General features: G+C 64.4%; 23 protein-coding genes. 10 read left to right on the forward strand and 13 right to left on the reverse strand.

The window, feature by feature from the left end; genetic code table 11:
* The first annotated feature begins 23 nt into the window (after positions 1 to 23).
* From CEJ45_RS18845 to CEJ45_RS18860, 4 genes are all read left to right on the forward strand, one after another.
* The gene (locus CEJ45_RS18845) at positions 24 to 956 is read left to right on the forward strand and encodes a TorF family putative porin (protein ID WP_088756568.1); all 933 of its coding nucleotides are present in this window, start codon (positions 24 to 26) and stop codon (positions 954 to 956) included.
* Positions 957 to 1,148: 192 nt separating this feature from the next.
* Complete coding sequence (locus CEJ45_RS18850) at positions 1,149 to 1,856, forward strand: gluconate 2-dehydrogenase subunit 3 family protein (protein WP_088756569.1); 708 nt, start codon at positions 1,149 to 1,151, stop codon at positions 1,854 to 1,856.
* Between the two features lie 44 nt (positions 1,857 to 1,900).
* Entirely contained in the window at positions 1,901 to 3,682 is a 1,782-nt protein-coding gene (locus CEJ45_RS18855) for a GMC family oxidoreductase (RefSeq protein ID WP_039783206.1), read from the forward strand.
* Positions 3,683 to 3,693: 11 nt separating this feature from the next.
* On the forward strand, positions 3,694 to 5,145 hold the full coding sequence (locus tag CEJ45_RS18860; RefSeq protein ID WP_088756570.1) for a cytochrome c: 1,452 nt from the start codon (positions 3,694 to 3,696) through the stop codon (positions 5,143 to 5,145).
* Positions 5,146 to 5,158: 13 nt separating this feature from the next.
* Here the strand turns inward: CEJ45_RS18860 and CEJ45_RS18865 are convergent, their stop codons facing one another.
* Positions 5,159 to 7,183, reverse strand: coding sequence for a TonB-dependent receptor (locus CEJ45_RS18865; protein WP_241517381.1), 2,025 nt, complete (start codon positions 7,181 to 7,183; stop codon positions 5,159 to 5,161).
* Positions 7,184 to 7,422: 239 nt separating this feature from the next.
* On the opposite strand from CEJ45_RS18865, the gene CEJ45_RS18870 reads away from it, so the two are divergent.
* Positions 7,423 to 8,340: a LysR family transcriptional regulator gene (locus CEJ45_RS18870; protein ID WP_088756571.1), complete on the forward strand. Its 918-nt coding sequence runs from the start codon at positions 7,423 to 7,425 to the stop codon at positions 8,338 to 8,340.
* A 3-nt stretch (positions 8,341 to 8,343) separates the two neighbouring features.
* On the opposite strand, the gene CEJ45_RS18875 is transcribed toward CEJ45_RS18870, so the two are convergent.
* Positions 8,344 to 8,880, reverse strand: a complete 537-nt coding sequence (locus CEJ45_RS18875; RefSeq protein WP_088756572.1) for an SRPBCC domain-containing protein — start codon at positions 8,878 to 8,880, stop codon at positions 8,344 to 8,346.
* Positions 8,881 to 9,006: 126 nt separating this feature from the next.
* Positions 9,007 to 9,564, reverse strand: a complete 558-nt coding sequence (locus CEJ45_RS18880; protein WP_088756573.1) for a flavodoxin family protein — start codon at positions 9,562 to 9,564, stop codon at positions 9,007 to 9,009.
* 151 nt (positions 9,565 to 9,715) lie between these two features.
* On the opposite strand from CEJ45_RS18880, the gene CEJ45_RS18885 reads away from it, so the two are divergent.
* The gene (locus CEJ45_RS18885) at positions 9,716 to 10,669 is read left to right on the forward strand and encodes a LysR family transcriptional regulator (protein ID WP_088756574.1); all 954 of its coding nucleotides are present in this window, start codon (positions 9,716 to 9,718) and stop codon (positions 10,667 to 10,669) included.
* Positions 10,670 to 10,682: 13 nt separating this feature from the next.
* Here the strand turns inward: CEJ45_RS18885 and CEJ45_RS18890 are convergent, their stop codons facing one another.
* A complete protein-coding gene (locus CEJ45_RS18890; RefSeq protein ID WP_088756628.1) occupies positions 10,683 to 11,147 on the reverse strand; it encodes a cyclophilin-like fold protein in 465 nt (154 codons plus the stop codon).
* A gap of 115 nt (positions 11,148 to 11,262) precedes the next feature.
* A complete protein-coding gene (locus CEJ45_RS18895; protein WP_088756575.1) occupies positions 11,263 to 12,174 on the reverse strand; it encodes a LysR family transcriptional regulator in 912 nt (303 codons plus the stop codon).
* Between the two features lie 258 nt (positions 12,175 to 12,432).
* Here CEJ45_RS18895 and CEJ45_RS18900 point away from each other — a divergent pair, with 258 nt between their 5' ends.
* Both CEJ45_RS18900 and CEJ45_RS18905 read left to right on the forward strand, forming a co-directional pair.
* Positions 12,433 to 13,662, forward strand: a complete 1,230-nt coding sequence (locus tag CEJ45_RS18900) for an MFS transporter (RefSeq protein ID WP_088756629.1) — start codon at positions 12,433 to 12,435, stop codon at positions 13,660 to 13,662.
* A complete protein-coding gene (locus CEJ45_RS18905; RefSeq protein WP_088756576.1) occupies positions 13,659 to 14,072 on the forward strand; it encodes a (R)-mandelonitrile lyase in 414 nt (137 codons plus the stop codon). Before CEJ45_RS18900 ends, CEJ45_RS18905 begins: the two co-directional genes overlap by 4 nt.
* 100 nt (positions 14,073 to 14,172) lie before the next feature.
* Here CEJ45_RS18905 and CEJ45_RS18910 read toward each other — a convergent pair whose 3' ends face one another.
* Entirely contained in the window at positions 14,173 to 15,222 is a 1,050-nt protein-coding gene (locus tag CEJ45_RS18910) for an NAD(P)-dependent alcohol dehydrogenase (RefSeq protein ID WP_088756577.1), read from the reverse strand.
* 370 nt (positions 15,223 to 15,592) lie between these two features.
* On the opposite strand from CEJ45_RS18910, the gene CEJ45_RS18915 reads away from it, so the two are divergent.
* Positions 15,593 to 16,606, forward strand: coding sequence for an XdhC family protein (locus tag CEJ45_RS18915; protein ID WP_088756578.1), 1,014 nt, complete (start codon positions 15,593 to 15,595; stop codon positions 16,604 to 16,606).
* A gap of 104 nt (positions 16,607 to 16,710) precedes the next feature.
* Here CEJ45_RS18915 and CEJ45_RS18920 read toward each other — a convergent pair whose 3' ends face one another.
* The 7 genes from CEJ45_RS18920 to CEJ45_RS18950 all read right to left on the reverse strand — a co-directional run bounded on the left by CEJ45_RS18920 (position 16,711) and on the right by CEJ45_RS18950 (position 24,641).
* Complete coding sequence (locus tag CEJ45_RS18920; RefSeq protein ID WP_088756579.1) at positions 16,711 to 18,069, reverse strand: c-type cytochrome; 1,359 nt, start codon at positions 18,067 to 18,069, stop codon at positions 16,711 to 16,713.
* Between the two features lie 18 nt (positions 18,070 to 18,087).
* A complete protein-coding gene (locus tag CEJ45_RS18925; protein WP_088756580.1) occupies positions 18,088 to 20,340 on the reverse strand; it encodes a xanthine dehydrogenase family protein molybdopterin-binding subunit in 2,253 nt (750 codons plus the stop codon).
* Positions 20,337 to 20,951, reverse strand: coding sequence for a (2Fe-2S)-binding protein (locus CEJ45_RS18930; protein ID WP_088756581.1), 615 nt, complete (start codon positions 20,949 to 20,951; stop codon positions 20,337 to 20,339). Before CEJ45_RS18930 ends, CEJ45_RS18925 begins: the two co-directional genes overlap by 4 nt.
* A 242-nt stretch (positions 20,952 to 21,193) precedes the next feature.
* Positions 21,194 to 21,643, reverse strand: a complete 450-nt coding sequence (locus tag CEJ45_RS18935; protein ID WP_088756582.1) for a DUF2442 domain-containing protein — start codon at positions 21,641 to 21,643, stop codon at positions 21,194 to 21,196.
* Entirely contained in the window at positions 21,640 to 22,068 is a 429-nt protein-coding gene (locus CEJ45_RS18940; RefSeq protein ID WP_088756583.1) for a DUF4160 domain-containing protein, read from the reverse strand. The genes CEJ45_RS18935 and CEJ45_RS18940 overlap by 4 nt, the downstream gene beginning before the upstream one ends.
* Before the next feature lie 246 nt (positions 22,069 to 22,314).
* A complete protein-coding gene (locus tag CEJ45_RS18945; RefSeq protein ID WP_088756584.1) occupies positions 22,315 to 23,379 on the reverse strand; it encodes an aldose epimerase family protein in 1,065 nt (354 codons plus the stop codon).
* Positions 23,376 to 24,641 (reverse strand): XylR family transcriptional regulator, encoded by a 1,266-nt coding sequence (locus tag CEJ45_RS18950; protein WP_088756585.1) that lies wholly within the window; start codon positions 24,639 to 24,641, stop codon positions 23,376 to 23,378. The genes CEJ45_RS18945 and CEJ45_RS18950 overlap by 4 nt, the downstream gene beginning before the upstream one ends.
* A gap of 324 nt (positions 24,642 to 24,965) precedes the next feature.
* Between CEJ45_RS18950 and xylF the strand changes: the two genes are divergently transcribed.
* The gene (gene xylF / locus CEJ45_RS18955) at positions 24,966 to 25,982 is read left to right on the forward strand and encodes a D-xylose ABC transporter substrate-binding protein (RefSeq protein WP_006464779.1); all 1,017 of its coding nucleotides are present in this window, start codon (positions 24,966 to 24,968) and stop codon (positions 25,980 to 25,982) included.
* Positions 25,983 to 26,072: the final 90 nt, after the last annotated feature.

Raw genomic sequence — 26,072 nt, forward strand, 5'->3', positions numbered from 1 at the left:
CAGATCACCCAACGGAGAGAACCTTGACTACCTACGCCACTTCCCTGTCGCGCCTTTGCACCTTCGGCACCTGCGCTGCTGCCCTCACTACCCTGCTGGCCTGCGCCCCGGCGCTGGCCGATGATGCCGCGCCGGCGGCCGCCCCTGGCGGCCCGTGGACCATCACCAAACACATCGACCTGGCCTCGCGCTACGTGCTGCGCGGTGTCACCACCACCTACGGCAACGGCCAGCCGCTGGGCAATGCCGGTGCCGACGCGCCGGAATCGGACCAGGCTGCGCTGCAATGGGGCATCGATTTTGTCCACAGCAGCGGCTGGAGCTTTGGCTACTGGGCTTCGACCATCAATTATTCGTACAAGCAGCTGGGCAATTCCTACAGTGACCGCAGCATCACCGAATTCCAGAAGCCGCGCTCGGTAGAAAACGATCTCTACTTCGCCTACACCGGCAACATCAGCGGCGACCTCGGCTATACCCTGGGCATGACCGGCTACTACTACGCCAACGGCAGCCACGCCAACGCGCTGGAAACCAAGGCCGGGCTGACCTGGGGCGCACTGTCCTTCAATGCGCAGACCCTGCTCAACGATGTGGTCTGGGGCAACAAGGGCGACACCTACTGGACCCTGGTCTACACCAAGCCGCTGCCCTATGACATCACCTTCACCGGAACGCTGGGCGCTTACACCTACAGCCGCGAGGGCAAGTACCTCGGCACCCGCGACACCGCCACCGGTGCCGCCTGCGGCGCGGGCCAGGCTTTCGTGGTCAATGGCTGCTTCGCCGGCAACGGCCCCAGCAGCGGTGGCCTGCGCCACCTGACACTGGGCCTGTCTGCGCCCTTCCCCGACTCTTCCATCACCTGGTCGCTGCAGGCCATCCTCGGCGGCTACAACCGCTTTGATGTCAAGCAGGGCAACCAGCTGGTGGGCACGCTGAGCTGGGGCTTCTGAACCCGCACAGCCAGCAGTCAGGGCTTGATACCTTACGCGTATCAAGCCGCTGATGTGGGCGCGTCAGACATTTCCCACATCAAAAGCGCAGGATGACTGATCCCCGCGCGGCTTCATCCGGCGCATCATGGCTCAGCCGTGGGCAAGGCAAGACCTTGCTCACGCTCCGGATTTCCCTCAAGGAAACGCGCCATGAAAAAAATAAGCATCTCCGCCAATCGCCGCCGTTTCCTGCGCGGCGCCCTGACCGCCGCTCCCGCTGCCGCGCTGGTCGTGACCACTGGCAGCCTGTCGGCCAGTGCCCAGGAACAAGCCGGCAACGCCCCCTACAAACCCGTCTTCTTCAACCAGGATGAATTCGCGCTGTTGAGCGCACTGGCCGATACCCTCATCCCCGCCGATGAGACCGGCCCCGGTGCGCTGGAGGCGGGCGTGCCCGCCTTCATTGATGCACAGATGAACACCCCTTACGGACAGGGCCAGCTGTGGTACATGCAGGGGCCCTTCACCCCGGAGGCCCCACCCGAGTTCGGCTACCAGCTGCCCTATCCGCCGCGCGAACTGTACAAGAAAGGCCTGGCCGAATTCGATGCGGCCATCCGCCAGCAGTACGGCCATGGCTACGTGGAACTGAACACCCAGCAACGCGAAAAGATGATGGGCGAGTTCGAGAAGGGCGAGCAGGGCAGCATCAAGATGGCCACCATCCCGCCTGCGGCACTGTTCAACCTGTTGCTGCAGAACGTGCACGAAGGCTATTTCTGCGATCCCACCGATGGCGGCAACAAGGGTATGGGTTCGTGGAAGATGATCGGTTTCCCCGGTGCCCGCGCCGACTATTACGACTGGGTCGACCAGTACGGCCGCACCTATCCCCTGCCCCCGATCTCGCGCGGCTGATGGCCGCCCTCCTTCGCATCGTTTGATCCCGAAAGTCCAAGCATATGGCCAACAAGAACATGAAAGCTGTCGACGTCGTCATCGTCGGCTTCGGCTGGACCGGCGCCATCATGGCCAAGGAAATGACCGAGGCCGGACAAAGCGTGGTGGCGCTGGAACGCGGCGTCTATCGCGACACCTACCCGGACGGCGCCTATCCCAAGACCATCAATGAGCTGGAGTACCAGCAGCGCTTCAAGTTATTCCAGAATCTGAACAAATCCTCGTTCACCTTCCGCCGCAAGACTGGCGACAGCGCCATCCCCTATCGCCAGATCGCCATGTTCAAGCCGGGCGAAGGCGTGGGCGGTGCGGGCCTGCACTGGTCCGGCTGCCACTGGCGCATCCTGCCGGAAGAGTTGCGCATGCGCAGCCACTACGAGGAACGCTATGGCAAGGGTTTCATTCCCAAGGACATGACCCTGCAGGACTGGGGCGTGACCTACGAAGAACTGGAACCGTATTTCGATTTCGCCGAAAAGATGATGGGCACCTCCGGCACCGCCTATCGCGTCGGCGGCAAGGTGGTCGACGACAGCGGCAATCCCTTCGAGGCCAACCGCTCGGACAACTTCCCGCTGCCCGCACAGAAGGAGCAATACCAGGCCGCTCTGTTCCGCAAGGCCGCGCAGCAGGCCGGCTTTCACCCCTTCACCCTGCCCTCGGCCAATGCCTCGGCGCCCTATGTGAACCAGTACGGCTGCCAGATGGGCCCCTGCACCTTCTGCGGCTATTGCTCCGGCTATGCCTGCTACAACTATTCCAAGGCCTCGCCCAACGTCAACATCATGCCGGCCCTGCGCAAGAGTGCGCTGTTCGAATTGCGCAGCAGCTGCAATGTGCTGCGCATCGAACTCGACAGCACCCGCAAGAAAGCCACCGGCGTGACCTACGTGGATGCCAATGGCGATACCGTGTTCCAGCCGGCCAACATCGTCATCGCCAGTACCTTCGCGTACAACAATGCGCGACTGTTCCTGCTCTCGGGCATCGGCAAGCCCTATGACCCGGTGAGCAACACCGGCGCGGTCGGACGCAACATCGCCTTCCAGATGATGTCGACCATCAATGCCTTCTTCGATCCGGGCAAGAACATCAACGGCTTCATCGGGGCCGGTGGCAATGGTGTGGCGGTGGATGATTTCAATGGCGACCACATGGACCACGGCCCGCTGGGCTTCGTCGGTGGTTCGCCGATCTGGTGCAATCCGGCCGGGGCCAAGCCGATCTCGGGCATCGCCGTGCCCAGCGGCACACCCAAATGGGGCCGCGACTGGAAGCGTGCGGTCAAGGCCAGCTATCTCAACACCATGTCCTTCGACGTGCATGGTGCCAACATGGTCTATCGCGACGTGTACGTGGACCTCGATCCCAATTACAAGGATGCCTTCGGCCAGCCGCTGCTGCGCTTCACCTTCGACTGGAAGGACAACGACATCCGCATGAGCCGCTACGTCACCGACCAGGCGGTCAAGATCGCCCACGAACTGAAGGCGCGCGAGATCAAGGTCACCGTCAAGGACTTCGGGGCCGCGCCCGACCTGCGCAGCTACCAGACCACGCACTGGGCCGGTGGCGTGGCCATGGGCACGGATCCGTCCACCAGCGTGGTCAATCGCTACCTGCAGAGCTGGGATGTGCACAACGTCTTTGCGGTGGGCTCCGGCGTATTTGCCCAGGGCATCGGCTACAACCCGACCGGGGCGGCCGTGGCGCTGACCTACTGGTCGGCGCGCGCCATCCGTGAGCAATACCTGAAGGACCCGCGACCGCTGGTCAGCGCGTGAAGACGGGAGCGATGATGAAACGACTGATCCTGATCTCCGCCCTCGCCCTCGGTACCGCGGCACTGGCCGCCAGTGCCGCCTACAACCTGGCCCATGCCGATGAATCGCTGAGCGTTCCTGCGCCCCCCAAGCCGCCCGTGGGCGCGCGCCTGCTCAACCGCGAAACGGCCCCTTTGCGCCCGCTGGCCACACCGCCAGCCGATGCGGCACTGGCCGAGCGCGTCGCCAAAAAAGGCAGCCCGAGTGCCGATGACCAGCAATTGCTCAGGGGGGCTTACCTGGCCCGCGCCGGCGATTGCGTGGCCTGCCACACCAGCAAGGGTGGTGCGCCCTTCGCGGGCGGACTGGCGCTGGCCTCGCCGATCGGTGCGATCTACTCCACCAACATCACGCCGGACAAGGAACATGGCATCGGCGACTGGAGCTATGAAGACTTCGCGCGCCTCATGCGCACCGGCGTCACGAAGGCGGGTTATACGGTCTATCCGGCCATGCCCTATCCCTCGTATTCGCGCCTGACCGACGAGGACATGCAGGCGCTGTACGCATATTTCACCAAGGCCGTGCCGCCCTCGGCACAGGCCAATCGCGCCAATGACATCCCCTGGCCCTTGTCGATGCGCTGGCCGCTGGCGATCTGGCGCAAACTGTTCGCGCCAACGCCCGCGCCCTATGCGGCTCCGGCCGGAACGGATGCGCAACTGGCACGGGGCGCCTACCTGGTCGAAGGACTGGGGCATTGCGGCAGCTGCCACACGCCGCGCTCGACCACGATGCAGGAAAAATCGCTGCGCGAAGACAGCAGCCGCCTGTATCTCTCCGGTGGCCAGGTGGTCGATGGCTGGAGCGTGCCGTCGCTGCGCAATGAACATGGCGGTGGCATCGCGGGCTGGAGCCAGGCGGACCTGGTGGAATTCCTGCGTACCGGCCGCAACCAGTACACCGCTTCCTTCGGTGCCATGAATGACGTGATCGAGCATTCCATGCAATACATGACGGAGGCCGATCTCAATGCGATGTCGCGTTACCTGTTGAGCCTGGGGCCACGCAATGGCGCCGAACCCTATCGCTATGACGAAGTCGCGGCCACGGCGGCTTACGAAGGACGTCCGCAGACGCCGGGCGCAGCGCTCTATCTGGATCGCTGCGCGGCCTGCCATCGCAGCAACGGCACCGGCTATGGCAAGGCCTTCCCGGCGCTGGCCGGCAATCCGGTGCTGCAGACCCCGGATGCGACCTCGGCCATCCGCATCATCCTGCAAGGGGGACGCCAGCCCTCCACCGATTCGGCCACGGCGGGGCTGGTGATGGCACCGTATGCGCAGCTGCTCAACGACCAGCAGGTCGCTGAAGTGACCTCCTACATCCAGACCGCCTGGGGCAATCGCGGCGCGACCGTGAGCGCCGCCGATGTGGCCAAGATCCGCAAGACGGCCAAGCCTGTGGAGGAGCGGGCGCCCTGACGCGTCTTCCGGATCAATACTTCACATTGGCAGAGAGGTACACCGCCCGCCCATCCCCCGGCGCATGCCGGCTCTGGTCATTGATCCAGACATATTCATAGTAGCGATTGGCGAGATTCTTGAGCTGCAGTTCCAGGCTCAGCTTGTCGTTGACCTGATAGGTCGCGCTGGCATTGAAGAGCGTGTAGCCACCGTACTTGCCGCCGGTATTGGCCGTGGTCAGGTAATAGCTGCCCTGGCCATTGACCGAGGCCGACAACTTCAGCTCCGCCGTGGCCTGGTAGTCGATGCCACCGGAATACACCTGGCGCGGCACGTGGTCGATTTCCTTGCCGAGGGTGTTGGGTGCGGTCGGGTCCGGCGTGATGATCTCCGAACGCTGGCGCGAATACGCCAACCACAGCGTGGTGCGCTTGCTGGCACGCAGGTTGATCTGCAGGTCGACACCATTGCGCTTGGTCCGCCCCACGTTTTCCGAGTCGCCCGTGGGATCGTTCAGGCGCCGCTTGACCTCATCCGAGGCACGCTGCTCCCACACCGCCACGCGGCCATCGAGCCAGTCCACCGGGGTGAACTTGACGCCGCTTTCCCAGCCGTCATTGATGGAAGGACGCAAGTCGTTGCTGTTGGACTTGTAGGCCGCCGCCCCCGCGCCGACCTGGAAGGTACGGCCCCAGTTGGCGTACAGGCTGGCCTCGCGGATCGGGGCATAGACTACGCTGAGCTTGGGCTGGCGGATGTAGCCGTAATTCTGGATGCCATAACTCACCCCGCGCGAGGGGTCATTGAAACGCCCTCCCACATGGTCCACCCGGTAGCCGGGGATGATGCGCAGCGCATCCACCGGCTTGATCACGGCCTGCACGTAGGCCCCCACGGTATCGAAGACGAAATGATGGTCGCGCGTCTGCGATACGCGCACCTTGTTGACCGTGTTGTAGCGCGGGCTCTGGTCCTCCTGGCGCTCCATGCTGAAGCCGCCCTCCAGCGCCAGGTCACTCATGCCTTCGAATGCCTTCCAGCGCGGGCGATAGGTGGCATTGGTCAACAGCCCGTAGTGGGTCTCGTCGATGAGGCGCTCCTGCTGCGAGGTCGTGGATGAATAACGCAGCCAGCGCTGGTCACGCACGCGATTCAGATAGAGCTTGGCAGCCACCGAGAGCTGGTCATCGATGTCGCCGTCAAAGTGCAGGCTGACCTGGTCCATCTGGCGGTTGCCGCCATCGGACTGCGCATAGGCATAGGACGACGTCGGGTTGCTGCGCGCATCCTGGGCCGTCAGGTAGCCCGGCTCCTGGGCATAGGCGTTGGCATGGCGGATGCTCAGGCCCGTGCGATAGCGGCCATCGTCGCTGGTGTAGAACCACTTGCCGGAGAAGGCGATGTTCTCGGCCTGGGCATGGTCGCGATAGCCATCCGATTTTTCGTAGCCGATGAAATAGTTCTGCGACCAGTTGCCGTTCTCCACCCCCTTGACCACCTGCACCTGGCGCGTGTTGAAGCTGCCATAGGTCAGGCGCGCCTCGTCGTAGTTGCCGCCCTGGCGGGTGACGATGTTGACGTTGCCGGCGATGTTGTGCAGGCCGTAGCGCGCATCGTTGGTGCCGCGCACGACCTCGATGCGGGCGATATCGAGCGGGAACAGCGTGCCCAGGAAGGGCATGCCGCCGGCATTGTCATTGCTGGGGATGCCATCGATGAGCAGCTTGACGGCATTGACCTCGCCCTCGCCGTTGAAGCCGCGGAAGGACAGCTTGCCCGACTCGTTGCCCTGGCGGAACTGGGTCAGCATCACGCCCGGCGACTGCGCGAACAGCTCCCAGTTGTATTGCGCCTGCTGTTGCTGGATGCGGTCGGCCCCGATCACGTCCACCGAGGTCAGCACGTTGTTGAGCTGCAGCGGGCCGCTGCGGCGTGCGCTCACTTCCACGGTACCGAGCGTGAGCGAAGAATCTTCGGCGGCACTGGCCGATTGTGCCAGCGCCCAAGGCGCAGCGCCCAGGGCCAGCAGGCCGGACAGGGCGGTGAGTTTGAACACGGGTCGTGCGCGATGCAGCGGCCGGGGCCGGCGGGCAGGGTGAATCGTCATTGGTCTTGTATTGGTCTTGGTATAGGCAGTGCATGCGGCCTCCCCCGGCAGCTGCGCTGCCGTCCCCTGGATGTCGCATGGGAAATCAGGAGCGGCAAGGATAAGCTGGTATGACCACTTGTTGAATGTGGCAATTTGTCGCAGGGGCTTGCTACCATGCGATATCTCTTCCTGCTGATCCCGCGCGCATGAAAAAACCGGACCTCCGCACCCTCGACCTGAACCTGCTCAAGGCACTGGCCGCCCTGCTCGATGAACGCAACGTCACGCGTGCTGCGGCGCGGCTGGGGGTGAGCCAGCCGGCCATGAGCGGCATCCTCACGCGGCTGCGCGAGAGTTTCGATGATCCCCTGTTTGCCCGCAGCCAGCGTGGCATCGTGCCCACGCCCCGGGCGCTGGAACTGGCGCAACCGGTGCAGCGCGTGCTGCGCGACATCGACGGATTGCTGCATCCGCCGGTGTTCGATCCGGCCACGGCCCATCTGGATTTCACCATCGCCGCAACCGACTATGCGTTGCGCGCGGTCGCCCTGCCCTTCCTGACGGCGCTCAAGCAGCATGCCCCGTTCATCCGCGTGGCACTGGCGTCAATGGAAGATGCACCGCTGCAGGAGCGGCTGGAGCGCGGCGAGATCGACCTGGCGCTGACCACGCCCCAGGATACGCCGCCGGGCCTGCATGCGCGGCGGCTGTTCGACGAACACTACGTCTGCGCGATGCGTGAGGATCATCCGGTGGTGCGGGGACGGCGGCTCTCGCTCAAGCAGTTCTGCGCGCTGGATCATGCGCTGGTGTCGTATGCGGGCGATCCCTTCCACGGCGTCACCGATGAAGCGCTGGCGCAGCGTGGCCTGCAGCGGCGGGTGAGCCTGTCAGTGAAGCGCTTCCTGGTGTTGCCGGAGATCTTGCGCAGCACCGACCTGGTGGCCGTGGTGCCGTCCCGGCTGGTGGCCGGGGTGGAGGGCCTGAAGCTGTTGCCGCCGCCGCTGGAGATCACCGGCTTCACCAAGACGGCGGCATGGCACGAGCGCACGCACCGCGATCCGGCGCAGCGCTGGCTGCGGCAACTGCTGTTTGCCACCGCCGGGTTGGTGCCGCTGCGCTGATCCTCAACGCAGCGCGGTGGCCTCTGCGGCGGCGCGCGCCAGTCCGGTGATCCATTCCTGGTGGGCATTGAGCATGGGATTGGGCAGGGTGGCTGCCAGCTCGCGCGCGGGCTGGCCGTTCTGGGTCTCCTGCGTGAGGATGCGCACACGGCCGCCTTCCAGGTCTTCGAACAGCCAGGCATGATGCACATCCAGACGCTGCGCGGCATCGCCCTCGACCCAGCCGTGCCAGGCGATGCGCGCAGCCTGGCCGGGTTGGGGCGGCAGGTATTCGGTCACTTCCGCTTCGACCGCAAAACCGAAGGTCGTAAAGCGAAAGCGCGCGCCCGCCGACAGCAGCGGGCCGCTGCCATCGTGGAAGCGAATCTCGCTGGCATTGCCGTAATAGCCGGGCCAGGCGCGCGTGTCGTTGAGCAGCGGCCACACCTGGGCCGCCGACAGACCGGCGATGATCACTTCATTGGAGACGTAGTTGTCGGTGGTACCGGGCAGATAGCCGGCCGGCCAGATGATGGCGGCCTGGGTGGTGATGGCAGACATGATTTTCCTTGGCGGATGGTTGGACAGGTCTGCATGATGCGGACCGTCCAGTTATTACGCCAATCCTGAAAACCGATGATCGATATCGGGAAAACTGATATCTGGATCAGGGCACGGGCCCGCGGTTCAGGCGCGGCCGCGTGCGAATTGCGCAGCCACCTCGGCCACGCGCTTGCCCAGATAAGCGGCCGTGGCCAGGTCACTGGTACCGGGCGTGACCTCGGCGGGGGCGTCGTCCGATTGCGCCATGGCACCCAGCCAGCCACCGATGCGATTGAGTTCATCACCGCTCTTGCCGGGGAACAGATCGACCCCGGTCCAGAGCATGCCGTGCTGGGCCGCGAACAGCGCCAGGGTCACCAGGGAATTGAGCTTGTCGCCATGCAGCGCGCCGGAATTGGTGAAGCCGGCCGCGACCTTGTTGCGCCAGGCCTGCGGGATCCACGACTGGCGGGTGGAGTCTTCCATGAACTGCTTGAAGCGCGCCGAGATGGTGCCGTTATAGGTCGGCGAGCCGAAGATGATGGCGTCGCTGGCGGCGATGGCAGCCCAGTCCACGCTGCCGGCCGAAAGCGGCACGAGGGTGGCGTGCGCCCCCGCGACTTCCTCCACGCCGCGTGCCACGGATTGGGCGAGTTTTTCGGTATGGCCGTAGCCGCTGTCGAAGACGATGCTGATGTTCATGTTTTCTCCTGTGGATAAATCAACCTGTTCGGGACCGGGGAATGACGTAACAGGCTCATTCTGCGCAAATGGATTACATGACGGTAGCGGTGTAATCCTTTAGGATTCATCAAGATGAACTTATCAATCCATTTTTCGGAGAGCAACGGCCATGGATACGTCGCAACGGGTACGCGCCATCATTTCCTTCGTGCAGGCAGCCGATAGCGGCAGCTTCGCCGGTGCCGGGCGGACACTGGGCATCTCCTCAGCTGCGGTGAGCCAGAATGTGGCCGGACTGGAGACTGCGCTGGGCGTGCGTCTGATGAACCGCACCACGCGCAGCCTGAACCTGACCGAGGAAGGCAGTGCCTTCCTGCGCCAGGCGCGCATTGCGCTCGATGCGCTGGAACAGGCGACCGATGACGTGGTGGCGGCACGCGCGACACCGACCGGGCGCGTGCGCATCTCCACCAGTGCGGCCTTCGGTCGCGAACAATTGCTGCCGCTGCTGCCCGGCCTGAGCCAGCGCTATCCGGCCTTGTCGGTGGAGGTGGATTTCGATGACCGCATCAGCGAGCTGGTGCAGGACGGCTATGACCTGGCGATCCGGGGCGGACGCATCGCCGATTCGTCGCTGGTCTCGCGCAGCATCTGCAAACTGAACCTGGCGCTGGTCGCCAGTCCCGCCTATCTGGAGGCCCGCGGCACACCGCGCCGCCCGCAGGATCTGCACAAGCACAGCCTGATCACGCGCAAGTTCCTGGGCGGCAAGGTGTCACCGTGGAATTTTCAGGGCAGCGACGGCAGCATCATGACCTGGAATACCGAACACGCACTGCTGACCTTGTCCTCGCCCGAAGCGCTGGTCCAGGCGGCCCTGGCCGGCATGGGTATCGCCGAAGTCGGGGTGCATCACGCGTGGCGCTATCTGCAGCGCGGGCGATTGAAGGTGCTGCTCTTGCGCAGTCATCATCCGGGCAACTACGAGATGTGCCTGCAATATCCGCACCGGGCGCTGATCGCGCCGCGCGTGCGGGTGGCGGTGGATTACCTGCTGGAAGGCTTCGCCGCCAGCGAGGAACTGCACGTGCCGCTGGCCGCCTTGCGCAAGTACGCGGCCTGATTGCGGCAGCGATTCATTCCTGCTCGATCAGGGCCATATACGGTCCTGGCTGGCGCAGGACCGCGATGTCACCGGTGATGTGGCCCAGCTTGACCAAACCCTTCGAGTAAGCGAAGTCCTTGTAGAACAGGGCGATATTGCCCCAGGGCGCATAGAAGGCGATGTCGCCGCTGCGCGGGGTATAGCCCTCGGGCTCGCCGCGCGTGGCCAGCTTGCGCGGCAGCTGGGCGATCTTCTCGGTCTGGTTGTAGTCGGACAGCTCCAGCGTCAGCGGCAACAGGGCGGCAAAGTCGCGGGCGGCCGGGCCGGGTTCGAGACGCGCGGTCAGGACGGTATCGGCGATGGTGATGCGCAGGGTCATGGGCAGGCTCTTGGCAGGGGGTCGGGTCTGGGCCGCTGCCGTCATCGGGCAGAGGCTCATCGCGCCGGCCATCAGCACGGCAATCACGGTCAGGCGCGGCAGGAAAAAGGAAGACATGGGCAGTCCGGAGGCAATCAATCTGGCCTGATTGTCGCTGCATCATCGGTCCGTGATTAGTCCCGCCGGCCTGAATGCCATCATCAGTCCAGCTTATGAATCAGGCGTCCGGTCATCACCCCGGCTGACGTGGCCGACTCTCGTAGCGCAGGGCATTGACCACCAGCGAAAACGCCGGCGAAGGCTGGCGGCGGCTGGGATAGTAGAGGTGATAACCCTCGAAGACCGGACACCAGTCCTCCAGCACCCGCACCAGCTGGCCGCTCTCCAGATGCGATTGCAGCTCGTCTTCCGGCAGCAGCACCACGCCCAGCCCGGCCAGGGCCGCATCGATCTGCGGCGGCACGGTGTTGAAGATGAGCGAACCGTCGACACGCACGTTGATCTTTTCGCCGTCCTTTTCAAAATCCCATACGTAAAGCCCGCCCGAGGACGGCATGCGCTGGTTGATGCAATCCTGTGCCATCAGGTCATTCGGATGCAGCGGCACCGGATAGCGCGTGAAGTACTCGGGCGAGGCCGCCACCACCATGCGCAGCGGCGGGCCGATGGGCACGGCGATCATGTCGCGGTCGATGGTCTTGCCCCAGCGCACGCCGGCATCGAAGCGGTCGGCCACGATGTCGCGCAGGGCGTAGCTCATGTCGAATTCCAGCTTGATGTCGGGATATTGCTGCAACAGCGGGGCCAGCTTGGGCAGCAGCACGCGCTGGATCATGCCGTCGCCGCAGGTGATGCGCACGGTGCCACCGGGTTTTTCACGCAGCGCGGTGAGGGCATCGAGTTCGGCTTCGATCTCGTCGAAGCGGTTGCCGATGGACTGGATCAGGCGCTCGCCAGCGGGCGTGAGCGAGATGCTGCGGGTGGTACGGGTCAGCAGGCGGATCTGCAGGCGCTCTTCGAGGCCGCGGATGGCTTGCGAGAGTGCGGATTGCGTCACGCCAAGCGTGGCGGCGGCACGCGTGAAACTGCCCTCGCGCGCCACGGTCACGAAACCCAGCAAGTCATTGAGATTGCGTTTGATCATGCAGCCACCCTTCCTGTGGTGAGCAATAAAGCCGGATCAGCCGGAGGCAGCGCCTGTGAAACCAGGTGCCGGTGCCGAAGGGGGACGGGATTCATTGATTAGTTTTTCTAATAGGGTAATTAAGGATTGATTACCTAGTCAATACGGCGCACGCGCGCGACACTGACTGCCTTCACATTCTCCACGGCAAGCGCTGCCAGCCCCGTGCACGCTGATCTTCGGCCTGCTGCGGCGGGCAGCGTCTTGCCCGACATCATCATGAGCAGTTCCTCTTGCCCCCCCTCTTCACTGCAGGCCGCCGACACGCCGGTGCAGGCACGCTGGAGCGGCGTCTTCGCGATGACGCTCACGGCCTTTGCGCTGGTCGCTTCCGAATTCATGCCGGTGAGCCTGTTGACGCCCATTGCGCAGGATCTTGGCGTGAGCGAAGGCCTGGCCGGGCAAGCGATCTCGGTCTCGGGCGCGTTCGCCGTACTCACCAGCCTGGGCATTGCGCGGCTGGCGGGGCAGCTGCCACGCAAGACGCTGCTGCTGTGGCTGACGGCACTGATGCTGGTGTCCGGCCCGGTCATCGCGCTGGCCCCCAACTATCCGGTCTACATGGCCGGGCGCGTGCTGATCGGCATCGCCATCGGCGGCTTCTGGTCGATGTCGGCCGCCGCCGCCATCCGCCTGGTGCCGCCGCATGAGGTGGGGCGCGCGCTGGCCGTCTTCAATGGCGGCAATGCCTTGGCCACCGTCGTGGCCGCCCCGCTGGGCAGTTACCTCGGCGCACTCATCGGCTGGCGCGGCGCCTTCCTGTGCCTGGCGCCGGTGGCCTTGCTGGCGCTGCTGTGGCAGGCGGTGAGCCTGCCGGCCATGCGTCCGGCCGTGCGCCACACCGCGCCCACGCATCCGCTGGCCCTGCTGGCGACACCGCTGGTGGCACTGGGCATGGCGGGCGTGAGCCTGCTCTTCATGGGGCAGTTCACGCTGTTCACCTATCTGCGCCCCTTCCTCGAAAGCGAAACGCGGGTGCAGGTACAAACCCTGTCGCTGATCCTGCTGGCCATCGGCGTGGCCGGATTCATCGGCACCACGCTCATCGGGCGGCTGCTGCGCCGTTGGTTCTACGGCACGCTGGTCTTCATCCCGCTGCTGATGGCCGTCATCGCCCTGGTGCTGGTGGCCTGCGGCCATCACGTCCTGCCGGTCAGCCTGCTGCTGGCGCTGTGGGGCCTGGTCGCCACGGCCGCACCGGTGGGCTGGTGGTCATGGGTGGCGCGCACCCTGCCGCAGGACGCCGAAGCCGGCGGCGGGCTGATGGTGGCGCTGGTGCAACTGGCCATCGGCCTTGGCTCCACGCTGGGCGGGCTGCTGTTTGACCACGGCGGCCATCACCTCACTTTCTTTGCCAGCGCGGGCGTGCTGCTGGCCGCGGCCTTGCTGGCAGCGCTCACGGCACGCCAGGATCGCGGGCCATCTTCCAACGAAAGGACATCTCCATGAAGATCATTCGCAACGGCAGCACCCCATCGGCCAAGGGACCGGCCGCCTTCTTCACCGGCAACGTGCGCATCGACAGTTTCTTCCAGGGTGAAGAACCGGCGCGCGCGGGCGGTGCCATCGTCACCTTCGAACCCGGTGCGCGCACCGTGTGGCACACCCATCCGCTCGGCCAGACCCTGATCGTGACGCAAGGCGTCGGCTGGACCCAATGCGAAGGTGGTCCGCGCACCGAGATCCGCGCCGGCGACGTCGTCTGGTGTCCGTGCCAACGCCGCCACTGGCACGGTGCCACCGACACCACCGCCATGACGCACGTGGCCATCACCGAACTGCTCGATGGCAAGAACGTGGAGTGGATGGAGCCGGTGACCGATGCGCAGTATCTCGGTGGTGAAGTCGTCAGGGACTGAGTCGTCCCTGCCACTTCGCTCAGTCATCAAAAATCGGGCGGACACCTTGTGGGTGCCCGCCCGATTTCGTTCACGACGACATCAGGTCAACCATGGGCCATCAGGCCGCCATGCTGGCATTGTCGATCACGAAGCGATACTTGATGTCGCCCTTGAGCATGCGCTCATAGGCGGTGTTGATTTCCTCGGCGCGGATCAGCTCGATGTCGGCCACGATGTTGTGCTTGGCGCAGAAGTCCAGCATCTCCTGGGTTTCGGGGATGCCGCCGATCAACGAACCGGCCAGCGAACGGCGCTTCAGGATGAGGTTGAAAACATTCGGCGACGGGTGCGGCGTGGCCGGTGCGCCGACCAGGGTCATGGTGCCTTCACGCTTCAGCAGCGCGAGGAAGGCATCGAGGTCGTGCGGTGCCGCCACGGTGTTGAGGATGAAGTCGAAGCTCTTGGCATGCGCGGCCATCTCTTCGGCATTGCGCGAGACCACCACTTCATCGGCACCCAGGGCCTTGGCATCGGCGCGCTTGGAATCCGAGGTGGTGAAGGCCACCACGTGCGCGCCCATGGCGTGCGCGATCTTGATGCCCATGTGGCCGAGACCGCCGATGCCGACCACACCGACCTTCTTGCCGGGACCGGCTCCCCAGTGGCGCAGCGGCGAATAGGTCGTGATGCCGGCGCACAGCAGCGGGGCCACGGCAGCCAGGTCCGCTTCCGGATGGCGGATCGTCAGCACGTAGCGCTCATGCACCACGATCTGCTGCGAGTAGCCGCCCATGGTCCAGCCGGGCGCGTCATCGGTCTTGCCGTTGTAGGTACCGACCATGTTGTCGCAATAGTTTTCCAGGCCTTCTTCGCAATCCGGACAGGTCTGGCAGCTGTCGACGATACAGCCCACGCCGACCAGGTCACCGACCTTGAACTTGCTGACATGATTGCCGACGGCCGCGACACGGCCCACGATCTCGTGGCCGGGGACGCAAGGGTATTGGGTGCCGGCCCATTCGGAACGCACCTGGTGCAGGTCGGAGTGGCAGATGCCGCAATAGGCGATGTCGATCTGCACATCGTGCGGGCCGGTGGCGCGGCGGGTGATTTCCAGATGTTCGAGGGGCTTGTCGGCGGCATGTGCGCCATAAGCGTGGACTGGCATGGGGATCTCCTCAGTAACGGGCCAATAAGCTGGCGTTGAGAAAGAACAGGTCAGGGGTGGGCAACCTGTCTTGAAAATGGATAATTGTGGCGTCCGGCAAGCCGGGAAGACAGACCTATTTCGCGATGATTCTTGCCTGAAATTCCAGGACCATCGCGAAGACAAGCGAGTCATTCCCGCGACATCCGCCACCGCGCGCCCCGGCACAACGGCATGCGGACACACTGCGTGCGAGCTTGCAGATTCTGCCTCATCATTGGCTCCGGGATTAGGCGGACCGGGCTTAATTGGTCTATAGGCCCGGCTAATTAGTTCCGGCCCGGATGTCATGGCAGACTGGACCTCCGATTCAACGTAAACTGACGCCGCAATGAACGATACTTCCGACCTCAAGGTGTTGCGCGCCCTGCGCGACTGGCGGCGCGATGGCCGCAGCGCGCTGCTGGCCACCGTGGTCTCGACCTGGGGCTCGTCGCCGCGTCCGGTCGGCTCGCAACTGGCCATCCGGGATGATGGCCGCCTCATCGGCTCGGTCTCCGGCGGCTGCATCGAGGATGACCTGCTGTTCCAGTACCTGCGCCAGCGCCCCGCTGCATGGGGCCAAGCAGGATCACCGCAACAGGTGCGCTACGGCATCGATGCCGAGGAGGCGCATCGCTTCGGCCTGCCCTGCGGGGGCACGCTGGCGCTGCTGCTCGAATTCGATCCCGCACCGGGCATGCTGGAAGAACTGGTGAGTACACTGGAACGTGGCCAGCTGGTCTGTCGCCGCGTGGATTGCCACGATGGCAGCAGCCGCATCGAAGTCAGCGACTCGCCGGCCGAACTGGTGTTCGACGGCAACATCCTGCGCCATACCATGGGGCCGGATTACCGGATGCTGTTGATCGGCGCCGGCATGCTGGCCGAATACCTGGCGACGATGGCCCTCTTCAACGGCTTTGCAGTGACGATCTGCGATCCGCGTTCGGAATACCTGGGCAGCTGGTCGGTGGAGGGCGTGCGTATCGTCACCGAGATGCCCGATGATGCGGTGCTGGATTTTCATCCCGATCAGCGCAGCTGCGTCATCGCCCTCACCCACGATCCCAAGCTGGATGACCTGGCGCTGCTGGAAGCGGTGGCCAGCCCGGCCTTCTATGTCGGTGCCATCGGTTCGCGCCGCAACAGCGCCGCGCGCAAGGACCGCATGATCACCCACTTCGGCCAGACCGAAGAAAGCCTGGCGCGGCTGCGCGGACCCATCGGGCTCTACATCGGCAGCAAGACCCCTTCCGAAATCGCGGTGAGCGTGATGGCCGAAGTGCTGGCCGTCAAGAATGGCGTGGCCTTGTCGCCGGTGCATTCGGTGGCGGCCATGAAAGCGGCCGGCACTGCCGTTTGAGTTTCGCTCCTGCCCGCCTGCCTTCCCTCTTCCCTCCCGTCATGAAAAAAGGACCGCTGCCTGCAAAGGTCAGCGGTCCGAACGGGACTTCATGAAAAATCGAATCAGCGCATCTGCAGGATGATGGGATTGCTGCTGGCCGGATTGGTGCGCTCACGCAGGGTCTTGACGTCGTCGACCTTGACCGCGCCACCGTGATTGCCCCAGCTGCTGCGGATGAAGCTGAGTACGTCGGCAATCTCGGCATCGCTCAACTGGCTGCGGAAGGGCGGCATGCGATACGAATCCGGTACGCCATCGGCCACCACGCGCACCGAACCATTCAAGGTCACGTTGATGGCCGATGCATCCTCCTTGGCCAGCGAGGAGACGGCGCCGGCCAGCGGTGGAATCCACGGCGCACGCCCGCGTCCATCGACCGCATGGCAGGCCGCGCACTTGGCCATGTAGGTACGCGCAGCGGGGCTGTCCAGGCGTTGTGCGGCCAGGGCGGTAGTGGTGCCGGTATCGTATTTCCACGGATCACCATCGCGCTTGGGATCACCCGGCAGCGACTTCAGGTACCGGGCGATGGCCTGCAAGTCCTGGTCGCTCAGGAACTGCGTGGAGTTGTTGAAGGCATCGGCCATGGAACCGAACACCACCGCATGCTGGTTGCGGCCCGTCTTGAGGAATTGCACGACCTCGGCTTCACTCCAGCGGCCGATACCGGTATTGACGTCGCCGCGCAGGCTGGGGGCATACCAGCCATCCAGCAGCGCGCCGGACAGGTACAACGGATGGCCACCGTCGAGCCCCTTCTCGTTCATCGCCACGCCGCGCGGCGTGTGGCAGCTGCCGCAGTGGCCGGCCCCCTGCACCAGGTAGGCACCGCGATTCCAGAGGGCATCCTGTTGCGGATCGGGCTGGTAGGGATGCGGGCTGGTGAAGGCCAGGTTCCAGAACGCCAGCGGCCAGCGCACGTTGAGCGACCAGGGGATGTCGCTCTCCTGGTTGGCCTGCACCACCGGTTTCACGCCATGCATGAAGTAGGCATAGAGCGCGCTCACATCCTCATCCGACATCTTGGCGTAGGACGGATAGGGCATGACCGGATAGAGCCGGTGGCCATCGCGCGCCACGCCGTGGCGCAGCGCACGGTCGAATTCGGCCAGGCTGTAGTCACCGATGCCGCTGCCCCGGTCGGGCGTGATGTTGGTGGCGTAGATGGCACCCAGCGGGGTGGCCATTTCCAGGCCACCGGCGAAGGGCTTGCTCTTGGGGGTGCTGTGGCAGGCGACGCAATCGGCCTGGCGCGCCACATACTCGCCGCGCTGGATCAGCTCGGCGGAGGGGGGCGGCGGCGCAGCTGCGCTGTCGAAGGGCGAGGCCGGGGTACGCAGGGCGACCCAGGCTGCGGCGATCAGCAGCGCGGCGAGGATCAGCAGGAAGACACGCAGCTTGCCGTTTTTTTGATCAGTCATGGATACGTCAGTCTGCCATCAGGCCTTGAAGGTGTAATGCGACAGCGGCATGCTGCGAATGCGCTGGCCAGTCAGGTGCGAGACCGCATTGGCCACCGCCGGCGGCACGGCCGGCAGGGGCGGTTCGCCGATGCCGCCCATCTTGGCGCCGCTCTCGATGATCTTCACATGCACGCGCGCCATGCGCTGCGGCGGCAGGATGGGATAGAGATCGTAGTTGCGCGCCACGCGTGCGCCTTCCTTGTAGACCACCTCTTCCAGCAGGACTTGCGACAAGCCCAGCGTGATGGCCCCGTTGACCTGGGCCTCGACGATGGCCGGGTTGACGATGCGGCCCGGATCGATGGCTTCCCAGATGTCGTGCACGCGCACCTGGCCGTTCTCGATGGAGACTTCGGCAATGGCCGCGGTCTCGGTACCGAAGGCCTTGGCCATGGCCACACCGCGCGCGCGGCGGGTGCCGTCGGGGGCGGTGAAGGGGCCGCGCTTCCATCCGCCGGACAGCTCCACGGCCGCCTTGAGCAGCGTGGTCAGGCGCTCATTGCCCTGCAGCAGGCGCAGGCGCACATCGAGCGGATCCTGGCCGCCCTTGTCGGCGATCTCGTCGAGGAAGGCTTCGTAGAAAAAGTCATTCATCGAATTGCCGACCGAGCGCCAGTAGCCGACGATGGGCGGATTCTTCACAAAGCGCTGGCCGATGCGCTTGTGGGCGAACTGGTAGGACTTGCCGGCCAATCCTTCCAGCGCAGTGGGGTCGATCTTGTTGCGCTTGTTGGCAATCGATTCGGTCGGTCCTTCGGTGGCGCTGATGGCTTCGATGGCGATGGGGAAACCCTTGTCGTCGAGTCCGGCACGGAACTGCACCACGGCCATCGGGCGCATGGTGTCGCGGGCGAATTCTTCCTCGCGGCTCCAGATCACCTTGACCGGGCGGCCCACGGCCTTGGCCAGCTGGATCGCCTGCGGGAAGGGCATGGCCGTTTCGTACAGGAAGTGACGACCGAAGAAACCGCCCAGCAAGGGCGAATGGATGGTGATCTTCTCCGGCGCCAATCCGGTCTGCTTGGCGATGGCCGCCTGGAACATTTCCGGGGCCTGGTTGGGCAGCCACATCTCCAGCGTGCCATCGGCGTTGAAACGGGCCGTGGCCGAAGGCGGTTCCAGCTGGGCATGATTGAGGTACTGGCTGCGGTAGCTGGCCTGGACCACGGTCTTGGCACCGGCCAAAGCCTTGGCCACATCCCCTTCTGTCTCGGCTTCATCGACGGCAGCGGTGGACTTGGCCAGCTGCTCGGCAAACCCTTCGGTGGAAAAGTCGGCCGGCACATAGCGGCGATCCGGCGCCGGGCCGGGATCGCTCCAGTCCACCTGCAGCGCCTCCACCGCGCGCTTGGCATTCCACCAGCGCTCGGCCACCACGGCCACGGCACCCGGCAGGCGATGCACCGAATGCACCCCGGTCATCTTGCGTACCTCGGCTTCATTGCGGATGCTGCCGACCTCCAGCCCGAGGCGCGGGGCGTGTTGTACGGCGGCCTGCAGCATGTTCTCGACTTGCGTGTCGATGCCGTATTGGGCGCGGCCCGTGGATTTGTCCAGCACGTCCAGCCGGGCCAGCGGCTTGCCGATCCAGCGGAACTGCTTGTCGTCCTTGAGCTTGATGGTCTCCAGCGGCGGATTGGGCAGGTCCAGCGCCTTGGGCGCGAGTTCGCCATAGCTGATCGAGCGGCCGCTGGCCGCATGCACCACCCGGCCAGGCTCGGTGGTGAGGCTGTCCAGCGGCACCTGCCACTGGTTGGCGGCGGCCTGCAGCAGCAGGTGGCGCGCCAGTGCGCCCACCCGCCGCATGGTCGGATAGCTGGTGCGCACCGACATGCTGCCGCCGGTGATACGGATACCGATGTCCATCACCTTGTACTGGTCATTGGCGGGCGCGTTGTGGACCACGAAGCGCGCGGGGTCGGCATCGAGTTCCTCGCCGACGATCTGCGCCATGGCCGTGAAGATGCCCTGCCCGCCTTCGACGAAGGGGCTTTGCAGGTGGATGCTGTTGTCGGGACGGATTTCCAGGAAGGCCGGTACGCGCGTACCGGGCGCTGCCGGCGCGGCATTGGCCTGGGCCCGGGCATTGCCGGCCGGCAAGGTGAAGCCGACCACCAGCGCACCGGCGGCGGTGCCGGCCGAGGCCAGCAGGAAGCGGCGGCGCGAGACGTTGACTGGTGCACCGTCCGGCGGCAATTCGTGCAGGGGAAGATCGTGTGGCTGGTTCATGCTTGCTCCTTGCCGGCCCGGGCCTTCTGGGTCTTGCTCCACTGGATGGCGGCGACAGCCCCGACGCCGACCACGGCGGCAGCGGCCACGGCAGCCTTGTTGATGCCATCGGCAGCGGCCGGTGCGGCGGGCGTGGTGGCCGCAGCAGCGGCTGCCGGTGCGCCGGTACCGCCGGAAAGCTCATGCATGGCGGCCTTGATGGCGTTGTAGGTGCCGCAGCGGCAGAGGTTGACCATGGCGCCGACGATCTGTTCGTCGCTGGGCTGGGCCACCTGTTTGAGCAAGGCGGTGGCGGCCATCACCTGGCCGGACTGGCAATAGCCGCATTGCGGCACCTGGTGCCGGACCCAGGCGTCGACCACTTTCTGGCCGACCGGATCGGCGGTGACCGCCTCGATGGTGGTGACCTTGCGTCCGGCCATGGCGCCGACGGGCATGACGCAGGAGCGCAGCACCTCGCCATCGACCATCACGGAACAGGCCCCGCACTGGGCCAGGCCGCAGCCATATTTGGTGCCGGTCATGCCGAGTTCATCGCGGATCACCCACAGCAGGGGGGTCTCGGCATCGGAGGTGATCTGGTAAGTCTTGTCGTTGATCTGGAGTTCCATGGTTCCTGCCATCGGGGTTGAGAACGCAAGCCAGCGCGCACGGGCGCACTGGCAGGGAAGTGAAGGACGCAGCAAGGCGACACTAATCAGTCCCCGCATGATGGCGCATCACGCGGGGACTGATTAGCTGAGCCGGGCTTAATGGGGATATTAGACGAGCTAATGAATCTCGGCTGGAGATGAAGAAATTGCCGTAAACAGGGGAACGCAGCTTGAGCGCAACGACGTGCAGATCTTCCCGGCTAGGTGGCGTCGGTCAGCTTGCGTGGCCGTCCGCCTTTCCGGCCATTTTCGCGTACTGCCAGAATCTTGGCCTCGCTGCTGCGGCTGCCGTTACGGGCGGCGGCGACAGTGGTGGCCAACTTCATCAACGAAGGGCTGGCTGCGACCAGCCCCGCTATCGACACGTGCAGGTCCCGCTCTTCCAGGCAGAGGGCACTGCCGGCGTAACCGATTTCGATGCGCCCGAGCTCAGCGGTACTCAAGGTGCTGAACTCGGGATAGTGGTCAATCGGCAGCAAGATGCCAGTCTTGTCGGCGAAGCCGATAGCAATGGCTTCAAGACTGGGCAGATAGGTCACGCGGGTAGCCTGCAAGCCAGACCGGCTGCGCTGTCGGCCCAAGGCCATGGCCTGCTCCAGCACTTCGTCGGTGACAGGCGGGTTGTCTCTTTTCTTTGCTTTGATCGTCATAGCTCAATCTCCAAGGGCAACGCATGCCCCACAAGTTGCAACTCGGTCCGGTCGCGCCAGGGCACATAACGCGCCCAGACGATCTCGAAGGTATTTCTCCGGAACACACTGGGGCTGACCACCTGTTCCCTGTAGGGATCCCAATGCTGGTGCTCGACACAGACAGAATGCCGACTCAACCACCACCGCTGGCGTGCCATGCGCAGATTGGCTGGTTGCTCGATCACCTGCCTGAACTCCTCCAGCAAGGAGGCGCTTGGGCCCTGCCTGATCGGCTTCACATCCCACAGCGCCACGCCGTTATGCCAGAAGCTGAATTGGAAGCGGGCATCCCAGCGCTCGTTTCCCACATGCACATGCGGCGGGCAGTGTTCGTTGCGGGTGAAGATGGAAACAACGTAGCCTCGATGGGAGCAGATCTTCATAAACCTAACTGTTAGGTTATTGGATTGAGAGCCCCAATGCAAGCCCTGGACGCACGCCAGGCTGCGGCGAGCGCAACTTGCATGCAAATACAACGGATGAACTCAGACGGGGAAGTGGAACGGCGCCGCGTCAGCAGCGCCGTGTTCCGAGGAGGCTAAGGAGAGAAGGAAGAGATGTCAGCGGCAAGGGCGAAGGTAACGCCACTTTCTAAAAAATTTTCAATACGTTCTCAAGACTCAGTGCAATTAGTCCCTCACGCCCAGGCGATACACCGTGGTCTGCCGATACACCTGCCCCGGCCGCAGGATCACCGCTTCGCGCAGCGGCGTGTTGACCTGGTCCGGATAGGACTGCGCCTCCAGGCAGAAGCCATCATGGATCGCGTAAGGCTGCTCGCCCCGGCCCTGTACGCCGGAGAGGAAATTGCCGCTGTAGAACTGCAGCCCGGTCTCGGTGGTGGAAACGCGCAATTCGCGCCCCGACCCCGGCTCGTAGACGCTGGCCACTTCGCGCAAGGCCTGCGTCACGCGGCTCTCGCCCGGTGCCGGTTCGTGTTCGCTGCGCAGGCAATAGCAATGGTCGAACCCACCGGCCAGCTTCAGTTGCGGATCGGGCCAGTCCAGGCGCGGACCGATGGGGGCAGGCTGGCGGAAATCGAAGGCGCTGCCGGCCACATCGGCGCGGCCTTCCGGAATCAGTTTGGCATCGACCTGCAGGTAGCCATCGGCCTCGATGGCGATGATGTGGTCGCGGATGTCGCCGGTGCCGCCATTGAGGTTGAAATACGCATGCGAGGTCAGGTTGATGGGCGTGGCCGCATCGCTGGTGGCGGTGTAATCGATGCGCAACTGGCCCTCGTCATCCAGGCGATACAGCACCGACGCCATCACCGTGCCCGGAAACCCCGCCTGCCCTGCCGGCGAGACCAGCATCAGGCGCAAGCCTTCCGGATCGGGCTGCACCTGCCAGCGCTGGGCATGGAAACCCTCGCGGCCGCCATGCAGGTGGTTCTCGCCTTCATTGCAATCGACCTGGTGCGCCACGCCGTCGAGTTCGAAACGGCCACCGGCGATGCGGTTGCCCCAGCGCCCGACGATGGCGCCGAAATACGCCGGGTTGTGCGCGTATTGTTCGACCCGCTCGTAACCCAGCAGGACATCGGCCTCACGGCCATAGCGATCAGGTGCCCACCAGTTGACCATGGTGGCGCCGAGGTCGCTGATGGTCACGCGCATGCCGGTGTGGTTGCGCAAGGTGTAGAGACGGATGCCGTCAGCGGAGGTGGTGTGGGAGAGGGTGAAGTGCGTCATTTTGTGGTGGTAAGAAGGGAGGGCCCCGTGGTTTTCTTCTTGGATCGGACGGCGGAGGCCGACGGTGCCGCCGAGCGCTCCAGTCCGGCGGCGAATTGTTCCTGGTATTCCTTGGGCGTGCAGCCCAGTTCGCGCTTGAAGACCGCGTGCAGGTATTGCACCGTGGTGAAGCCGCAGCTGACCGCAATCTCGGCGGCGTGGCTGCCAGCCTGCTCCAGCATGCGCTTGGCGGCTTCCAGCTTGAAGCGCAGGATTTCGTCATGGACGCTGCGGCCGAGCTCGCGGCGGAAATACCATTCCAGCGACGAGCGTGAAATGCCCACGTAATCGGCCACCTGGTCGGTCTTGATGCCCTGGCAGGCGTATTGGCGGATGAAGTGCATCGCCTGCATCACATGCGGATGGTTGCGGACCTCATGGCGGCTGGAGGCCAGCACGTTGATGCCCACCGGCGGCACCATGATGCGCGTGTCCGGAAAGCGCGCCCCGTGCAGCATCTGGTGCAGCAGGTGGGCCGCAGTGCGGCCCATCTCCACGCTGCCCTGGATCACCGAACTCAAGGGGATGCGCGTCAACACGCGCGCCAGCGGATCATTGTCGATGCCGATCAAGGCCACCTGCTCGGGCACCGCGATACCGGCGAACAGGCAGGCCTGCAGCAACTGCCGCGCCCGCGCATCGGTGACGGCGATGATGCCCACCGGCTTGGGCAGGCTGCGCACCCAGGCGATCTGCTGTTCCACGGCGGCATCCCACGATTGCGCACTGGTCCCCACGCCGCGATAGATGTGGCCGGTGATGCCATCGGCGCCGGTGAGGTCGGTGAAGATGCGCTCGCGCTCCTGCGCCCAGCGGTTGCAGGGCGACTCGGGCAGGCTGTACAGGGCGAAATGCTGCAGGCCGGCTTCGATCAGGTGGTCATAGGCCAGCTTGACCATCTTGTAGTTGTCGGTGGCCACATAGGGCCGGTTGGCCGGGTATTGCGAAGGGTCGGCATAGGAACCGCCGATGGCCACCACCGGCAGCTGCACGCCTTCCAGCGCAGCGGTCGTCACGGGATCGTCGAAGTCGGCAATGATGCCGTGCCCGGCCCAGCGCTCGATGCCCTGCGGGCGGCAGCGGAAATCCTCCTCCAGGTACAAGTCCCAGGAGGCGCGGGTGCTGCTGATGTATTCGCCGATGCCGGAAATGATTTCCCGATCGAAGATCTTGTTGCCATTGAAGAGCAACGCAATCCGGTGCACCGTGGGGGTTTTAGCCACGCTGTGTCTCCTGTTTGCCGGCGTCGTCGGGCGCGCCGTTCTCGTGTTCGTCGAATTGTAGCGAGCCATCGTCGAAATGACGGATATGTGCTCCTGCAACAAAAAGAATCACTAAGCCGTTTGGTGAATTTCGTAATTGTAGAGGGGATTGGCCCGGGGCTAGTATCCCCCTCGCATCATCATGCGGCGTGGACCATTCCTGACAAGCTCGGCCCCACGCGCCATTGGAAGCGATTGCCCCAAAACGGGCCACCGGTTCCTCCCGGTCACGCCGCTTCAAAAATCATAATCAATTCAAATTCAATTCAAATCGGAGACTGGACTATGAAGGCAATGCTGAAGAAGACCGTATTGGCGCTGATGACCGTGACCACCCTGTCCATGGTGGCCGGCAGCGCCATGGCCGACGCCAAGAACCCCAAGATCGGTTTTTCCATCGATGACCTGCGCGTGGAGCGCTGGGCGCGCGACCGCGACTTCTTCACCGCCGCCGCCGAAAAGCTGGGCGCCAAGGTCTTTGTGCAATCGGCCGATGCCAGCGAGCAACGCCAGATCTCCCAGATCGAGAACCTGATCTCGCGCGGCGTGGACGTGATCGTGATCGTCCCCTTCAATGCCACGGTCCTGACCAACACCATCAAGGAAGCCAAGAAGGCCGGCATCAAGGTGCTGTCCTATGACCGCCTGATCTTGAACGCCGATGTCGACGCCTACATCTCCTTCGACAACGAGAAGGTCGGTGAAATGCAGGCCGAGGGCATCCTGAAGGTCAAGAACAAGGGCAACTTCTTCCTGCTGGGTGGCTCGCCCACCGACAACAACGCCAAGATGTTCCGCGAAGGCCAGATGAAGGCCCTGAAGCCCTACATCGACAAGGGCGACATCAAGATCGTCGGCCAGCAATGGGTCAAGGAATGGAACCCGACCGAAGCCCTGTCCATCGTCGAGAATGCGCTGACGGCCAACAACAACAAGATCGACGCCATCGTGGCCTCCAACGACGGTACTGCCGGTGGCGCGATCCAGGCCCTGGCCGCCCAGAAGCTGGCCGGCAAGGTGCCGGTCTCGGGCCAGGATGCCGACCTGGCTGCGGTCAAGCGTGTGGTGGCCGGTACCCAGACCATGACCGTCTACAAGCCCCTGAAGCAGATCGCCACCGAAGCGGCCAACCTGTCCGTGCAACTGGCCCGCAACGAGAAGCCGACCTACAACGCCCAGTACGACAACGGCTTCAAGAAGGTCGACAGCCTGCTGCTGAAGCCCATCCTGCTGACCAAGGAAAACGTCAAGGTGCTGGTCGATGACGGCTTCTACACCCAGGCCCAGATCGACGGCCGTTGATTCCTGAGTGACGAACGCCGGCTGCCGCAACGGTAGCCGGCGTCGCCCTCTGCGCCCCCGGCAAGTCCGCCGGGCGCAGGCTTCAGAGGC

The organism is Herbaspirillum aquaticum (assembly GCF_002213425.1).
GTDB lineage: Bacteria > Pseudomonadota > Gammaproteobacteria > Burkholderiales > Burkholderiaceae_D > Herbaspirillum > Herbaspirillum aquaticum.

Coding starts and splice junctions, on each gene's coding strand:
- CEJ45_RS18945 (WP_088756584.1), bottom strand. CDS start 23,379: ATGACGCACTTCACCCTCTCCCACACCACCTCCGCTGACGGCATCCGT.
- CEJ45_RS18940 (WP_088756583.1), bottom strand. CDS start 22,068: ATGAAGATCTGCTCCCATCGAGGCTACGTTGTTTCCATCTTCACCCGC.
- CEJ45_RS18920 (WP_088756579.1), bottom strand. CDS start 18,069: ATGACTGATCAAAAAAACGGCAAGCTGCGTGTCTTCCTGCTGATCCTC.
- CEJ45_RS18880 (WP_088756573.1), bottom strand. CDS start 9,564: ATGAACATCAGCATCGTCTTCGACAGCGGCTACGGCCATACCGAAAAA.
- CEJ45_RS18910 (WP_088756577.1), bottom strand. CDS start 15,222: ATGCCAGTCCACGCTTATGGCGCACATGCCGCCGACAAGCCCCTCGAA.
- CEJ45_RS18875 (WP_088756572.1), bottom strand. CDS start 8,880: ATGTCTGCCATCACCACCCAGGCCGCCATCATCTGGCCGGCCGGCTAT.
- CEJ45_RS18855 (WP_039783206.1), top strand. CDS start 1,901: ATGGCCAACAAGAACATGAAAGCTGTCGACGTCGTCATCGTCGGCTTC.
- CEJ45_RS18925 (WP_088756580.1), bottom strand. CDS start 20,340: ATGAACCAGCCACACGATCTTCCCCTGCACGAATTGCCGCCGGACGGT.
- CEJ45_RS18915 (WP_088756578.1), top strand. CDS start 15,593: ATGAACGATACTTCCGACCTCAAGGTGTTGCGCGCCCTGCGCGACTGG.
- CEJ45_RS18890 (WP_088756628.1), bottom strand. CDS start 11,147: ATGTCTTCCTTTTTCCTGCCGCGCCTGACCGTGATTGCCGTGCTGATG.
- CEJ45_RS18850 (WP_088756569.1), top strand. CDS start 1,149: ATGAAAAAAATAAGCATCTCCGCCAATCGCCGCCGTTTCCTGCGCGGC.
- CEJ45_RS18935 (WP_088756582.1), bottom strand. CDS start 21,643: ATGACGATCAAAGCAAAGAAAAGAGACAACCCGCCTGTCACCGACGAA.
- CEJ45_RS18860 (WP_088756570.1), top strand. CDS start 3,694: ATGATGAAACGACTGATCCTGATCTCCGCCCTCGCCCTCGGTACCGCG.
- CEJ45_RS18930 (WP_088756581.1), bottom strand. CDS start 20,951: ATGGAACTCCAGATCAACGACAAGACTTACCAGATCACCTCCGATGCC.
- CEJ45_RS18895 (WP_088756575.1), bottom strand. CDS start 12,174: ATGATCAAACGCAATCTCAATGACTTGCTGGGTTTCGTGACCGTGGCG.
- CEJ45_RS18885 (WP_088756574.1), top strand. CDS start 9,716: ATGGATACGTCGCAACGGGTACGCGCCATCATTTCCTTCGTGCAGGCA.
- CEJ45_RS18870 (WP_088756571.1), top strand. CDS start 7,423: ATGAAAAAACCGGACCTCCGCACCCTCGACCTGAACCTGCTCAAGGCA.
- CEJ45_RS18905 (WP_088756576.1), top strand. CDS start 13,659: ATGAAGATCATTCGCAACGGCAGCACCCCATCGGCCAAGGGACCGGCC.
- xylF (WP_006464779.1), top strand. CDS start 24,966: ATGAAGGCAATGCTGAAGAAGACCGTATTGGCGCTGATGACCGTGACC.
- CEJ45_RS18900 (WP_088756629.1), top strand. CDS start 12,433: ATGAGCAGTTCCTCTTGCCCCCCCTCTTCACTGCAGGCCGCCGACACG.